This window comes from Actinocorallia libanotica (assembly GCF_039525175.1).
Taxonomy (GTDB): Bacteria; Actinomycetota; Actinomycetes; order Streptosporangiales; family Streptosporangiaceae; genus Actinocorallia; species Actinocorallia libanotica.
Genome location: NZ_BAAAHH010000032.1, coordinates 10,124 through 23,057, shown reverse-complemented (window position 1 = coordinate 23,057; position 12,934 = coordinate 10,124). Strand labels below are relative to the sequence as shown.

The 12,934-nt window shown below is 70.0% G+C and carries 12 protein-coding genes and 1 tRNA gene; 3 read left to right on the top strand and 10 right to left on the bottom strand.

The features are described 5' to 3' along the window. Nucleotides 1-101: 101 nt before the first annotated feature. A complete protein-coding gene (locus ABD140_RS30215) occupies nt 102-725 on the top strand; it encodes a hypothetical protein (RefSeq protein WP_344244495.1) in 624 nt (207 codons plus the stop codon). Between the two features lie 53 nt (nt 726-778). Here ABD140_RS30215 and ABD140_RS30210 read toward each other — a convergent pair whose 3' ends face one another. From ABD140_RS30210 to topA, 4 genes are all read right to left on the bottom strand, one after another. Beyond that, entirely contained in the window at nt 779-2,452 is a 1,674-nt protein-coding gene (locus ABD140_RS30210; protein ID WP_344244493.1) for a S8 family peptidase, read from the bottom strand. Nucleotides 2,453-2,537: 85 nt separating this feature from the next. After that, nucleotides 2,538-3,689 carry a DNA polymerase III subunit delta' gene (locus ABD140_RS30205; protein ID WP_344244490.1) on the bottom strand — a complete coding sequence of 384 codons (1,152 nt, stop codon included), beginning with the start codon at nt 3,687-3,689 and terminating at the stop codon, nt 2,538-2,540. Nucleotides 3,690-3,738: 49 nt separating this feature from the next. After that, the gene (gene tmk, locus ABD140_RS30200) at nt 3,739-5,727 is read right to left on the bottom strand and encodes a dTMP kinase (protein ID WP_344244488.1); all 1,989 of its coding nucleotides are present in this window, start codon (nt 5,725-5,727) and stop codon (nt 3,739-3,741) included. Nucleotides 5,728-5,755: 28 nt separating this feature from the next. Then, nucleotides 5,756-8,356 (bottom strand): type I DNA topoisomerase, encoded by a 2,601-nt coding sequence (gene topA, locus ABD140_RS30195; protein ID WP_344244486.1) that lies wholly within the window; start codon nt 8,354-8,356, stop codon nt 5,756-5,758. Between the two features lie 263 nt (nt 8,357-8,619). On the opposite strand from topA, the gene ABD140_RS30190 reads away from it, so the two are divergent. Continuing rightward, the gene (locus ABD140_RS30190) at nt 8,620-8,817 is read left to right on the top strand and encodes a DUF5703 family protein (RefSeq protein WP_344244484.1); all 198 of its coding nucleotides are present in this window, start codon (nt 8,620-8,622) and stop codon (nt 8,815-8,817) included. Between the two features lie 55 nt (nt 8,818-8,872). On the opposite strand, the gene ABD140_RS30185 is transcribed toward ABD140_RS30190, so the two are convergent. Beyond that, complete coding sequence (locus ABD140_RS30185; RefSeq protein ID WP_344244482.1) at nt 8,873-9,313, bottom strand: hypothetical protein; 441 nt, start codon at nt 9,311-9,313, stop codon at nt 8,873-8,875. Between the two features lie 122 nt (nt 9,314-9,435). Continuing rightward, nucleotides 9,436-10,734: a M20/M25/M40 family metallo-hydrolase gene (locus tag ABD140_RS30180; protein WP_344244480.1), complete on the bottom strand. Its 1,299-nt coding sequence runs from the start codon at nt 10,732-10,734 to the stop codon at nt 9,436-9,438. A 135-nt stretch (nt 10,735-10,869) separates the two neighbouring features. On the opposite strand from ABD140_RS30180, the gene ABD140_RS30175 reads away from it, so the two are divergent. Then, nucleotides 10,870-10,958: transfer RNA gene (locus ABD140_RS30175), tRNA-Leu, on the top strand. A gap of 206 nt (nt 10,959-11,164) precedes the next feature. On the opposite strand, the gene ABD140_RS30170 is transcribed toward ABD140_RS30175, so the two are convergent. The 4 genes from ABD140_RS30170 to ABD140_RS30160 form a co-directional block, all read right to left on the bottom strand. Next, complete coding sequence (locus tag ABD140_RS30170; protein WP_344244478.1) at nt 11,165-11,374, bottom strand: hypothetical protein; 210 nt, start codon at nt 11,372-11,374, stop codon at nt 11,165-11,167. Then, nucleotides 11,308-12,012 carry a helix-turn-helix domain-containing protein gene (locus ABD140_RS40230; protein WP_425544167.1) on the bottom strand — a complete coding sequence of 235 codons (705 nt, stop codon included), beginning with the start codon at nt 12,010-12,012 and terminating at the stop codon, nt 11,308-11,310. The genes ABD140_RS30170 and ABD140_RS40230 overlap by 67 nt, the downstream gene beginning before the upstream one ends. Before the next feature lie 186 nt (nt 12,013-12,198). Beyond that, complete coding sequence (locus ABD140_RS30165) at nt 12,199-12,585, bottom strand: hypothetical protein (RefSeq protein ID WP_344244476.1); 387 nt, start codon at nt 12,583-12,585, stop codon at nt 12,199-12,201. Next, on the bottom strand, nt 12,582-12,934 hold a 353-nt coding region (locus tag ABD140_RS30160; protein ID WP_344244474.1), incomplete at its 5' end, for a tetratricopeptide repeat protein. The genes ABD140_RS30160 and ABD140_RS30165, both read right to left, overlap by 4 nt.

Below are 12,934 nucleotides of genomic sequence, written 5' to 3'. Positions count from 1 at the left end.
CCGGGCCCGGGGGGCGTCCCAGGCGGGTCGGGACGCCGCTCACTGGGCTCCGGGTGGGCGGCGGAGCAGGATGCTCCTGGAACAGGGACTGGGAGAAGAACATGCGTATCGCACAGGCCGTGGTGGCTCTCGTCGGCGCGGGAGTGCTGAGCGCCTGCACGTTCAGCGCCGATGTGGGGACGGGCGGGCCCACGGGCAAGCCGTCCAGCCGGACGACGACGCGGGCCGACGTCGACGTGCCGGACCAGCAGGCGCCGCAGACCACCCAGCCCCAGGCGCGGCGGGTGACGGCGGCGGCGCAGGCCGGCGGGCTGGTGAAGCTCACCGGGCAGGGCGCGGTCAGCGACGTCGTGGTCGACCCGGGCGAGATGCGTCCCGACATGACGCTGGTGATGGAGAACTACAAGGTCCCGGCGCAGAACGAACCCGTGCTGATGATCGCGGTCGACAACGTCCCCGAGGAGACGAGCACGCGGCGGCAGCACCTGTGGCGCGGGCTGCTGCAGCACATCGGCTGGACGCACGGGAACATCACCGCCGAGCCGTACGAGCCCGGGAAGTACGGCGGCTCCGTCGAGTGCTTCCTGGCCTCGCTCGCCGAGACCGGCAACGTCGTCTGCGGCTGGGCCGACGAGAACACCGCGGGCGTGGCGCTGATCCCCAACAGCGACCTGGCCACGGCGGCCTCCGTGTTCGTGGCCATGCGCGGCGACATCGAGATCTGAGAGCTCCGCGTCCGGGCGGAAATCCGCCCCCACCGCCCGGACGCGGTCACCGTTCAGCGGACGGCGCGTGCGGCGTTGACGATCCCGACGCCGTAGAACCCGTTGCGGGCGCGCGTCCCCTCGCACTTCTGCGTGGTGCTGCTCTTCTCGTCCGCGCTGTTGAACCCGTCATACGTGTAGTTCGCCGGAGTGGGGCAGGGGTGCGGGACGGCCGATGCGCGCAGCTTCGCCTCGACCTTCCGCGGGTCCATGGTCAGGCCGCCGCCGCGAGCGGGCTTGCCGAAGCGGCTGATGATGAGCGCGGCGACCCCGGCGGCGTGCGGAGCGGCCATCGAGGTGCCCTGCAGGGAGAGGTAGTAGGCGCCGCCCTGCCGGATGACGTAGGAGACGGTCGGCTTGCCCTTGGCGTCGATCCTCTTGTTCTCGCGCGCCACGTTCTCGGGGTAGGCGGCCCAGATGCCGCCCTTGTCGTCGGTCTTCTTGGCCTTGTTGTCCAGCTTGTCGCCGCCGGGCGCGGCGAGCAGCACGTAGCCGAGCCCGTAGCTGGAGAAGTAGGACTTGCGCCGGCTCGGCCCCGTGGCCGAGACGGAGATGACGTGCTCGCCCTCGGACGGCTGGGAGACGCAGCTCGGCGGGACCTTGCGCTCCCGCGGCTTCTGCCCGGCCGTCACCGCGAAGTTCGGGCTGGCCGCGTCGGTGATCTCCTTGCTGTAGTCGGCCTGGCCGTTGCCGGCCGCCGAGATCAGCGTGACGCCCTTGCGGTGGGCGTAGCGCAACGCCCGGTTGGTCGCCTCGATGACCGTCTTCTGCTGGAGCCGGTCCTCGGCGCTGTCCGCCGGGTTGTCGAGGCAGTTCCACGCCCACGGGTCGATGTAGTACGACATGTTGACCACGTCGATGCCCTTGTCCGCCGCGTACGCCAGGGCGTCCAGGGTGGGCTTGAGGAAGAAGTAGCCGGAGTCCTGGCCGGTGCGCAGGTTCACCAGCGAGACGTTCGGGGCGACGCCCGCGATGCCCTTGCCGTTGAGCGGCGAGGCGATGGTGGACGCCACGTGCGTGCCGTGCTCGTTCTCGTCGACGTCCACCGGGTCCTTGCAGGACTTGTCGGCCTCCTCCGCGCACGGGCCGTCGAGCTTCTTGCCGTTGGCGTCGGTGGGGACGTCGACGGTGAAGTTGCGGCTGAGCTTCCGGTTGAAGTTCGGCGCTATGTCGGGGTGCCTGCCGTCGATGCCGGTGTCCATGACGCCGACGAGCACGCGCTTGTCCCCGCGCTCCAGGCGGTGCAGCCGTTCCGCGTCGATCTGCCGGAGGTTCCACTGGAGCGCGCTCAACGGCTCCCTGCCCGACCGGGGCCGCGGCTTGGGCGGCCTGGGCGCCGCGCCCGTGCCGAAGAGCTTCTCCGGCGAGTTCGCGAGCTTCTCGGCCGAGCCGGGCAGCGCTCCGACGACACGGTTGGTGGTGGCGCCCTCCAGCAGGGAGGCGGCGCCCACCCGCTGCAGGAAGCGCCGGTCGGTGGTGCGCACCATCGCGATGCCGAGCGCCGTGTTCTCCTCGACCACCCGCCCCCCGGCTGCTCTGACGGCCGCGCGCGCCGCGTCGGGCGCCGCCTGCTCCTCGTAGAGGACGACGTACTCCTGCTCGGCCTGTGGTTCCGCCCGCACGGGAACCGTGAGCAGGGTGGCCCCGACGGCGACCGCCGCGGATGTGGTGACGAGAACGTGCCGCATTCCCTCTCCCCGAAAGCTGGATCCGACCTCGGATACTACGGAGAGTGATCAATCGGTAACACTACTTCGAGGTAAGGAATCCGTTTCAGCCGGTGCGCAGCTCCAGCATCATCGCCTCGACGGCCAGCAGCGGGTTGACGTTGACGGCCAGCCGCCTGCGGCAGTCCATGATCGCGTCCAGCCGCCGGATCACCGCCTCCGCCGGCAGCTTGCGGGCGTGCGCCTGCAGCTCCGGCAGCCGGTCGGCGTTGACGAGCGGCACGGACGCGCCGAAACGCAGCGTCAGCACGTCCCGGTAGAACGAGGCGAGGTCCAGCAGCGTCCTGTCGAGCGCGTCGCGCTTCGTCCGGGTCGTCCGGGACTTCTGGCGGTCCTCCAGCTCCTTCATCGCCCCGGCCGTACCGCGCGGCATGCGGCCCTTGGCCGACTCCCCCAGCGCCTGGCGCATGGCTGCCGTCTCGGACTCGTTCAGCTCCTCGGTGAGCGCCTTGGCCTCCGCCTCGGCGGCCTTGACGAGCGCTTCGGCCGCCATGACGGCAGGTCCCACCGCCGTCAGCCTGGCCGGTACGGAGAGGATCTCCTGCCTCCGCTGGCGCGCGGAGCCGTCCGAGGCGAGCTGGCGGGCCCGCCCGATGTCGCCCTGCGCGGCCCTCGCCGACGCCGAGGCCAGCTCGTACTCGACGCCGTCGCGCTGGACGAGGAGGTCGGTGACGGCGTCGGCGGGCGGCGTCCGCAGCGTCACCAGCCGGCACCGCGAGCGGATCGTCATGACGAGATCGTCCGGAGACGGCGCACACAGCAGCCACACCGTCCGCGGAGGCGGCTCCTCGATCGCCTTCAGCAGCGCGTTGGCGGCGGCCTCCGTGGCCCTGTCGGCGCCCTCGAACAGCACGATCCGCCAGCGGCCTCCGCTCGGGCTGGACGCCGCGCGCAGCACGAGCTCGCGCGTCTCCTTCACCGAGTACGACAGGCCCTGGGGCCGCACCACCTCAAGGTCGGCATGCGTGCCCTGCAGCACCTGGTGGCAGCCCGCGCAGTAACCGCAGCCTGCGGGCTCCTCGGCGCACTGCAGGGCCGCCGCGAAAGCCGTCGCGGCCGTCTCCCTGCCGGAGCCGGGCGGGCCGGTGAACAGCCACGCGTGCGTCATCCCGCCGGAACCCTGCCGGGCCGCCGTCACCGCCGCCTGGAGCTGCGCGACGACCGGCCCCTGACCCACCAGGTCGTCGAACACCGTCATGACGCCAGGCTAAGCCCTCCGGCGCCGCGCCACGACGCCAACGGAGCGGTCAGGCATCGGTGATCACCGGGAAGGTCGAGGTGATGTCCTCCGTGGACGCCGGGACAGGGTCGGGAAGGATGCTGAGCACCTTCTCCTGGATCTGCCGGGTGATCTCGGACTGTGCCTGCGCGGCGTCCACGACGAGGTAACGGTGCGGCTCGGCGTCGGCCAGTGCCCGGAAACCGCGCCGTACGCGGTCGTGGAAGTCCTCCGGCTCGGACTCGATGCGGTCGGCGGGGGAGGCGAACCTGTTGAGGCCCACGGACGGCGGAACGTCCAGCAGGACCGTCAGATCCGGCCGCACTTCGGACGTCGCCCACTCGTTGACGGCCAGGAGCTCGGCGACGGAGATGCCCCGTCCGAAGCCCTGATAGGCCAGAGACGAGTCGATGTAGCGGTCCGTGATGACGATCGCACCGCTTTCCAGCGCCGGAAGGATGACGGTGTCGACGTGCTGGGCCCGGTCGGCGGCGTACAGGAGGGACTCGGCGCGGGAGGAGAGGGCGGTCGTCTCCCGGTCGAGGAGGATCGCGCGGAGCCGCATGCCGACCTTGGTGGCGCCGGGCTCGCGGGTCGTCACGACGTCGAATCCGTTGTCGCGCAGCCAGATGGCGAGCAGGCGCGCCTGCGTCGTCTTGCCCGCGCCTTCCCCGCCTTCGAAGGCGATGAACAGGCCGCGGTCCTTCTTCGGGACGGGTGGAACGTAGGGCACGCCCGTCAGTGCACCGGAAAGGTCGCGGCGGAGCGGGATGCCGCGCCGGTCGTCCATCAGCCGGTACGAGACCAGCCCGGTGATCAGGGTGAGGAGCGCGGCGACGAGCAGGACGCCGTTCGTGCCGTCCGCCCGGTACGCGAGGTCTCCGGTGCGCAGGAGGTGCGCGCCCGCGGCCCCGGCGGCCAGCGGCGCCAGCCCCAGGACGACGATCAGCGCGATCCGGGACATCGCCTGCAGGTAGCCGGAGGCGCGCTCCCGCTGCTCCTCCCGGATCTCCCCGTCGATCAGGGCGTGGCCGCCTCCGACCGTCGCGCCGGCGCCCAGGCCGACCAGGGCCGCCAGGAAGAACAGCGCCACCAGGTCGTGGACGAGCGCGGTGGGCACGAGGACGAGGGAGGTGAAGATGAGGGTCAGCCCGAACAGGCGCCTCCTGCTGAAGCCGGGCAGCATGCGCGGGCCGAGGAACAGGCCGAATCCGAGGCCGACGAAGACCGCGGCGAAGACCATCCCGTATCCGGCGTCGCCGCCGTGCAGGGCGTCCACGTAGATCCGGGAGACGCCGATCACGGACGCGCAGGCGATGGACGCGCCGATGCCGCCGACGATGAGCCCGCGGACGAGCGGAGTGCCGCCGACGTGCTTCCAGCCGTCCAGGATCTGTCCCGTCAGGGACGGGACGGAGACGGGGTGCCGCTCACCGCGCAGCGAGAACACCGTGGCGAGGCACGCCAGGAACACCGCGGCGGTGGCGTACAGGGTGAGGTCCGGGCCCGGAAGCACCGCGCGGGCGATGAGCGCGACGCCCGCGAACAGCAGCCCCGCGACGGGAGCGGCGCCGTAGACGGCCAGGAGGACGAGTTTCCGGGCGCGGTCCGACTCCTTCGGCGGCACCGTGCCCGGGACCATGGCCTCGCTCGCGGCCCGCCAGAAGAGCGTGAAGAACTCCACCAGGAACGCCGCGACGAACAACCACTCCAGCCGACCCACGAGGGGGACGGAGATCATCAGCCCGGCGCGCAGCACGTCCGCGACGACCATCGTCCAGCGGCGGTCCAGCTGCTCGGCGAGCAGCCCCGCCAGCGGCCCGAAGACCACCACCGGCAGGAGCTTGGCGACCAGCACGGCGCCGACCGCGTACGCCCCCGACGTGTAGCCGTCCGTCAGGGACCACGCGAACGCGGTGAGCGCCAGCAGACTCAGCCAGTCCCCCAGGCCGGACAGCGAGAGCGCGATCCACAGCCGGCGGAACGGCCTGGTCGGGAAAACGCCTGGATTGTTCATGCCAGGCAGGGTATCTGCGGCAGTGTCCTTATGCCTTGGACTTGGCGGTCCTCTTACGCGCCGGTTTCGGTCCGGCCGCCGCCACCTTCTCCCTCCGCTCCTGCAGCAGCTCCGCCGCCCTCTGAATGGTGATCGCCTCGACCTCGTCGCCCTTGCGCAGGGAGGCGTTGGTCTCCCCGTCGGTGACGTAGGGGCCGAAGCGGCCCTCCTTCACCGTGACCGGCTTGCCGGACGCCGGGTCGTTGCCCAGCTCCCGCAGCGGCGGCGCCGCGGCCCGGCGGCCCCGCTGCTTGGGCTGGGCGTACAGCTCCTTGGCCTGCTCGATCGTGACCGTGAAGATGTCCTCCTCCGAGGCCAGGGACCGGCTGTCGGTGCCCTTCTTCAGGTACGGGCCGAACCTGCCGTTCTGCGCGGTGACCTGCTCGCCGTCGAGCTCGCCCACCACCCGCGGCAGGGACAGCAGCAGCAGCGCCTGCTCCAGGGTGACGGTGTCCAGGGACATCGACTTGAACAGCGAACCGGTGCGCGGCTTGGGCGCCCCCGGCTTCTTGCGGCCGGAAGCGGTCGTGGTGACCTCCTCCGGGATGATCTCCGTGACGTACGGGCCGTAGCGGCCGCTCTTGGCCACGATCTCGTAGCCGGTCTCCGGGTCGGCGCCCAGCACCCGGTCGCCGCTGGGCTGGGCGAACAGCTCGTCGGCCTTGGCCTTGTCCAGCTCGTCGGGCGCCAGCTCCTCGGGGATGTTGCAGCGCTGGCCGTCCCGGTCCAGGTACGGCCCGTACCGGCCGACCCGGATCATGGTGCCGGGGTCGTCCTTCACCGGGAAGGAGGAGACCTCCTTGGCATCGATCTCCCCCAGGTCGCTGACCAGCTCCTTCAGGCCGTGCTCGCCGTGGTAGAAGCTGCGCAGCCACGGCACCCGCTCGGTCTCGCCGCGGGCGATGGCGTCCAGCGACTCCTCCATCTGGGCGGTGAAGTCGTAGTCCACCAGGTTGCCGAAGTGCCGCTCCAGCAGCTGGACCACGGCGAACGCCAGGAACGCCGGGACCAGGGCGGTGCCCTTCTTGAAGACGTAGCCGCGGTCGATGATCGTGCTGATGATCGAGGAGTAGGTGGAGGGGCGGCCGATCTCCCGCTCCTCCAGCTCCTTGATCAGCGAGGCCTCGGTGTAGCGGGCCGGGGGCCGGGTGGAGTGGCCCTCGGCCAGCAGCCCCAGCGCCTCCAGCACGTCGCCCTCGGCCAGCACGGGCAGCCGCGACTCCTGGTCGTCGGTGCGGCTCTCGGGGTCGTCGGCGCCCTCCACGTAGGCCTTGAGGAAGCCGTGGAAGGTGATCGTGCGGCCGGAGGCGCCGAACTCGGCCCTCTCCCCGGAGGAGGAGGTGCCCTCGATCCGCACCGAGACCGACTGGCCCGCCGCGTCCTTCATCTGCGAGGCGATCGTCCGCTTCCAGATGAGCTCGTACAGCCGGAACTGGTCGCCGGTCAGGCCCGTCTCGCCCGGCGTCTGGAACCGCTCGCCGGCCGGGCGGATCGCCTCGTGCGCCTCCTGGGCGTTCTTGACCTTGCTGGCGTAGATGCGCGGCTTGTCCGGCACGTACTGGGCGCCGTACAGGTTGACGGCCTGCGCGCGGGCCGCGGTCACGGCCGTCTCCGACAGCGTGATGCTGTCGGTGCGCATGTAGGTGATGTAGCCGTTCTCGTACAGCCGCTGCGCGATCTGCATCGCGTACTTGGGCGAGAAGCCGAGCTTGCGGCTGGCCTCCTGCTGCATGGTCGTGGTCCGGAACGGCGCGTACGGCTTGCGCGTGTAGGGCTTCTGCTCGACGGAGGCGACCTTGAACGGGCGGCCCTCCAGCCGGGAGGCCAGGCCGCGCGCCTCCTGCTCGTCCAGCTTGCGGACGGAGCCCTTCAGCTCGCCCCGGGAGGTGAAGTCCTTGCCCTGCGCGACGCGCGTGCCGTCCAGGGAGACCAGCTTGGCGGTGAAGCGGTTGGGCTCCTCCGGGCCGCCGGTGGCCAGGTCCGCGCTGACGTCCCAGTAGTGGGCGGGGACGAACGCGATGCGCTCGCGCTCCCGCTCGACGACCAGGCGCGTGGCCACCGACTGCACGCGGCCCGCCGACAGCTTCGGCATGACCTTCTTCCACAGCACCGGGCTGACCTCGTAGCCGTAGAGGCGGTCGAGGATGCGGCGGGTCTCCTGGGCGTCGACCAGCTGCAGGTTCAGCTCGCGGGTGTTGCGGGCGGCGGCGCGGATCGCCTCCGGGGTGATCTCGTGGAAGACCATCCGGTGCACCGGGACCTTGGGCTTGAGGACCTCCTGGAGATGCCAGGCGATCGCCTCGCCCTCGCGGTCCTCGTCCGTGGCGAGGAAGAGCTCGTCGGCCTCGCTGAGCAGCTTCTTCAGCTTGGCGACCTGCTGCTTCTTGTCGGTGTTGACGATGTAGACCGGCTCGAACTCGTGGTCCACGTTCACACCGAGCCGGCCCCACGGCTCGGTCTTGTACTTGGCGGGCACCTGCGCGGCGTCCGCCGGCAGGTCACGGATGTGACCGATGCTGGACTCGACGACATAGCCCTTGCCGAGGTAACCCGCGATCTTCTTCGCCTTCGCGGGCGACTCGACGATCACCAGGCGGGTACCTCCCGGCTTGCTGCCGTTAGTGGCTGGCACAGCGTTCCGACCTATCCATAGCGCTTCAAATCCGACACTTGATCGCCCGTGGGCTTCTTCAGTCGACGTTACCCGTGTCGTGACGGGTCCCCCGTCGTGCGGACTTCCCGCACATGACGCGACGATAAACCCTCGACAGGATGACACGCCCTTCGACCGGCGAGACTCAAGACCTTCCCCAAGGGTTCATCCTCCGGCCCTCATCTGTCATGATGCCCTTGATGGTGGAGTACACCTATCTCATCGTGAATCTGCCGGCGGGGACCACACGAGAGGTCGCCCGGCAGATCATGACCGAGCACGCCGAGTACGGCGGCTGGGAGCTGCACGTCGTCCGGGTCCATCGGGACGGGCGGCGGCGGATCCAGCTTCGCAAGAAGATCATCCGGCAGCGGAGCACGCTGCGCAGCCACACGTAAAAAAGGCTTTGCCCGCCCCGGCCGCGCATCCGGGACGAGCAAAGCGATCTTGGGTTCAGCCGCCACGGGTCCGCCGGACCCCGCCCCTGTGGCGCCCCCGGGCCCGGTGGCCGCCGCGGCCGCGCGGGCGGAGCCGGAAGGCGACGGCCAGGAGGAGGACCGGCGTCGCGCCCGCCGCCAGGACGTGGACCGGCCCGCCCCCGGCCGGACTCTCCCGCGGGGCAGCCACCAGAGCCCCTGGGCGGACGTCCGGCCGGAGGACGGGCAGGCCGTCGTGCGGACCCGGCTCCGGCATCCCGGGCAGGGCCCCTCCGAGCACCGTCAGCGCCTCGCCGGGGCGCGTCGACGGTGCGGTCGGAAGCTCGTCCGTCCGGAGGGCCGACGCCCTGAGCCGTTCGGAGGAGGGGGCGTCCGCGCACACCCCCCGCGCGTAGAAGGCGCAGGCGCCCGCGGCGAGGAGGACGGCCGAGGCACCGCTCCTGACCCACGCGCCCATACGACTCCCGAGGACATGGCCCCCGCCGGCCGAACGAACGACCGGCGGAAGCAAAGCTTCCCCTTACGAAGAGTCACCGTAGCATCACCCGAAGTCAAAAGGGGGAGGGGAGCGCAAAAGAGTTATGCGTTGTCGAGGAAACGATCCAGGACCCTGGCGCCGAACTGCAGGCCGTCCACCGGCACCCGCTCATCGACACCATGGAACATTCCCGAAAAGTCGAGATCGGCGGGGAGCCGGAGCGGCGCGAAGCCGTAGCAGCGCATTCCCAGCGTGGCGAACGACTTGGCGTCCGTCCCGGCGCTCAGGCAGTACGGGACGGGGATCGCTCCCGGGTCCGCCCAGGTCAGGGCCTCCTCCATCGCGCCGACGAGATCCCCCTCATAGGGCGTCTCCACCGCGATGTCGTAGTGCACGAATTCCCGCTGCACCTTCTCGCCCAGCAGCTTGTCGACGGTCTCGAAGAACTCCTTCTCGTAACCCGGAAGGAAACGCCCGTCTATCTGCGCCTCCGCGTGCTGCGGAATCACATTCGCCTTGTATCCGGCGTCCAGCCGCGTCGGGTTGAGCGTGCTGCGCAGCGTCGCCCCGATCATCCGCGCCAGCGTCCCCAGATGCGGAAGGCACGCCTCCGGGTCCTTCGGGTCGAACTCGACGCCGTACGCCTCGCAGGCCTGCTCCAGGAAACGCCGTACCGTGTCCGTCAGCCGCACCGGGAAACGGTGCTCCCCGATGCGCGCCACCGCCCTCGCGAGCTCCGTCACCGCGTTGTCGTCGTGGATCATCGACCCGTGGCCGGCCGTGCCGACGGCCTTGAGCCGCATCCAGGCCAGCCCCTTCTCCGCCGTCTCGATGAGGTACAGCCGCCTGTCGCCGGGCACCGTGAGACTGAAACCGCCCACCTCCCCGACGGCCTCGGTGCAGCCTTCGAAGAGCTCCGGGTGGTTGTCCACCAGCCAGTGTGCCCCGTAGGCGCCGCCCGCCTCCTCATCGGCCAGGAACGCCAGCACCAGGTCCCGCTTCGGCCGCCGCCCCGTCCGCGCCCGGTCCAGGACCGACGCGAGGATCATCGCGTCCATGTCCTTCATGTCGACGGCCCCGCGCCCCCACACGCACCCGTCCGCGATCTCCCCCCCGAACGGGTCGTGCGTCCAGTCCGAGGCCTGCGCCGGCACCACGTCCAGATGCCCGTGCAGCAGCAGCGCGTCCCGCGAGGGGTCCTCCCCCTCGATCCGCGCGATCACGCTGGCCCGCCCGCGGTCCGACTCCAGGATCGTCGCCTTGATCCCGGCGCCCTCCAGCTTCTCGGCCACGTACTCCGCGGCCGCCCGCTCCCCCGGCCCCGCGTTGTCCCCCGCGTTGCTGGTGTCGATCCGGATCAGCTCCCGGCACAGCTCGACGACCTCGTCTTCCATCCCCATCCGGGCCCTCTCCCTTCACACCCGCACAGCACTCCCCCCATCCTCCCAGTTGATCCCGTTGATCGAATCGCCCTTCGCCCCCAGCCTTTGGTACAGTTACGACGCACCGCAGCCCAGTGCTGCGGCGGCACCCACGTCCGGGTGGCGGAATAGGCAGACGCGCTAGCTTGAGGTGCTAGTGCCCTTTACGGGGCATGGGGGTTCAAGTCCCCCCTCGGACACCACAGCAGGACAGAACGCCAGGTCTTCGACCTGGCGTTCTTGCCATCTCATGGCCATGGGGGTTCATATCGGCGAGCCTGTCGTCCCAGGTTGGACGTATGGGGGTTCGACTCCCTCTCTGAGCCGCACCATTCACACATGGGCCGTATCAAGAGGGCATGTGCGCAACCTTCAGCAGGGAGCGCTTACCGAGCTTGAATTTTCAGGGTCAGGTCGGTTCGAGGGGTAGGCCGGTGTGGTGAAGGAAACCGGTGATCAGGTCGGGTCGCTGTTGGATGTCTCGGAGCCTGCGGGTGATGGTGGTCTTGGGGTCTTCCAGGCCGTGGAAGAGGCGGTTGCCCAGGCCGGTGGTCAGGTGGGCCCAGGCGCTCTCGGTGGCGTTGAGTTCGGGTGCGTAGGCCGGTAGGCCGTCAGCCACTCGCGGTCGGCGAGGTGGCGGCGCATCGCCCTGCTGATGAGGAGCGGCGGCCCGGCTGGAAGCACACCAAGCCCGCGATCGCTACTCTCCCCGACTCCTTGCCCGGCACTCGCGTGACCGGGGTGCGGCCCCGCCGGGACCAGGTGCGCGCTTGGGGCGGTCTCAGAATCCGGCCGGCCTCGTCTTCGAAACAGACCCACCCGTCCGAGACCGCCGTCCTTTGAGGCGGGCCAGGTCTCCTTCACCCACGTGTCGATCGCCTCTTGATGACGCTCGATGGCCCGGTGCGCGCTGACCTGGGGACTCCAGCCCAGCCGGTGCAGCAGCACCGAGATCCCCTTCTGGGTGTAGTACACCCCGAACAACTCGCCGATCAGCGCGGCGACCCGGTCCAGCGTCCACCGCTGGTCAGCCCACCCGTGCGCGGCCGGAACCGCGTCCAGCTCGGCTTCCAGCCTCTGCAACCGGGTCTGGTCCAGGCGGCACGTCTGACCTGCTGGGCCCTTGGAGACCAGCGCGTCGGCCCCGCCGGCCTGCCAGGCCCGGTGCCAGGCACACGCCGATTTCACCGACACCCGCAACACCTCGGCCACCCGCGAAGGCCGTACATCCTGCTCGAACATCTGGGCGGCCTGCATCCGCACCAGCTCATGCCGAGTCCGGCCACGCTCCGACAGACCACCCCCATCGGAATACCCCATACCCCGACGCAACCCGCCAGACCAGGGCATGCCACCCAAGCAAGTACCAAATAACCCTGAAAATTCAGCCTCAATAGCAAAATTCCTGACCGCAAACCAGCCGTCAGGGATCTTCGGAACACCTCACTGGTTCTCGGGCGAAGAGTCCTCGTTGTTGATCGCGCGGGTGGTTTCTTCAACGGTTGCTTGGATGATCCGGTCTCGTTGTTCCTCGTTGAGCGGCTCAAGAGTGCCGTTGTTGCCGAGTTCGATGCGGATGGTCCGGATGATGACTTGGGTGGGTGGTTGCTCGTTGTGTTTCTTCTTGTGGTCTTGATAGATCGTCCAGGCAAAGGTGGCGATGCTGACGATGAGCCCGGCCACGGAGACGGGGTCTAGGTACTGATCACGTCGGGGCACGTCTCCTGTGCTGTGGAGGGCGGCTTCAACGTCTGCAGGGAGGCGCCGGCCGTACTCGGGTGTCAGGCGGGTTGCTGTGGTGCGGGCTGCTTGCTGGATGGTGTTGTTCACGGATTCTCGTTTTCGTCGTGGGTGGCGTGGGTTTCGATGTGCGGGGGCAGGGGGTGTCCGGTGGTGGTGTGCCAGAGGGCGTGCAGGGTGGGGGTTCCGAGTTGGTGGGTGAGGCGTTGGAGGTGGTGGGGGGCGGGTTCGGTGGCGGGGTGGGGGAAGGTGTCGAACAGGGTGATGCACCGGATGGTCCAGGCGAGGGCTTGCCGGGGATCGCCGCGTTCTTCGGCGAGCAGCCCGAGCTGGCGGTAGGTGCTGGCCATGCCGGGTCGGTTGTTCAGGTCCTCTTCGATGGCGAGGGATTGGCGGTACCAGTCCTCGGCCTGATCCAGATCACCCCGGTCCTGCGCGG

Excerpts from the sequence above, each read along its gene's own strand:
- ABD140_RS30215 (WP_344244495.1), top strand. The coding sequence starts at position 102 with ATGCGTATCGCACAGGCCGTGGTGGCTCTCGTCGGCGCGGGAGTGCTG.
- ABD140_RS30210 (WP_344244493.1), bottom strand. The coding sequence starts at position 2,452 with ATGCGGCACGTTCTCGTCACCACATCCGCGGCGGTCGCCGTCGGGGCC.
- ABD140_RS30205 (WP_344244490.1), bottom strand. The coding sequence starts at position 3,689 with ATGACGGTGTTCGACGACCTGGTGGGTCAGGGGCCGGTCGTCGCGCAG.
- tmk (WP_344244488.1), bottom strand. The coding sequence starts at position 5,727 with ATGAACAATCCAGGCGTTTTCCCGACCAGGCCGTTCCGCCGGCTGTGG.
- ABD140_RS30190 (WP_344244484.1), top strand. The coding sequence starts at position 8,620 with ATGGTGGAGTACACCTATCTCATCGTGAATCTGCCGGCGGGGACCACA.
- ABD140_RS30185 (WP_344244482.1), bottom strand. The coding sequence starts at position 9,313 with ATGGGCGCGTGGGTCAGGAGCGGTGCCTCGGCCGTCCTCCTCGCCGCG.
- ABD140_RS30180 (WP_344244480.1), bottom strand. The coding sequence starts at position 10,734 with ATGGGGATGGAAGACGAGGTCGTCGAGCTGTGCCGGGAGCTGATCCGG.
- ABD140_RS40230 (WP_425544167.1), bottom strand. The coding sequence starts at position 12,012 with ATGCAGGCCGCCCAGATGTTCGAGCAGGATGTACGGCCTTCGCGGGTG.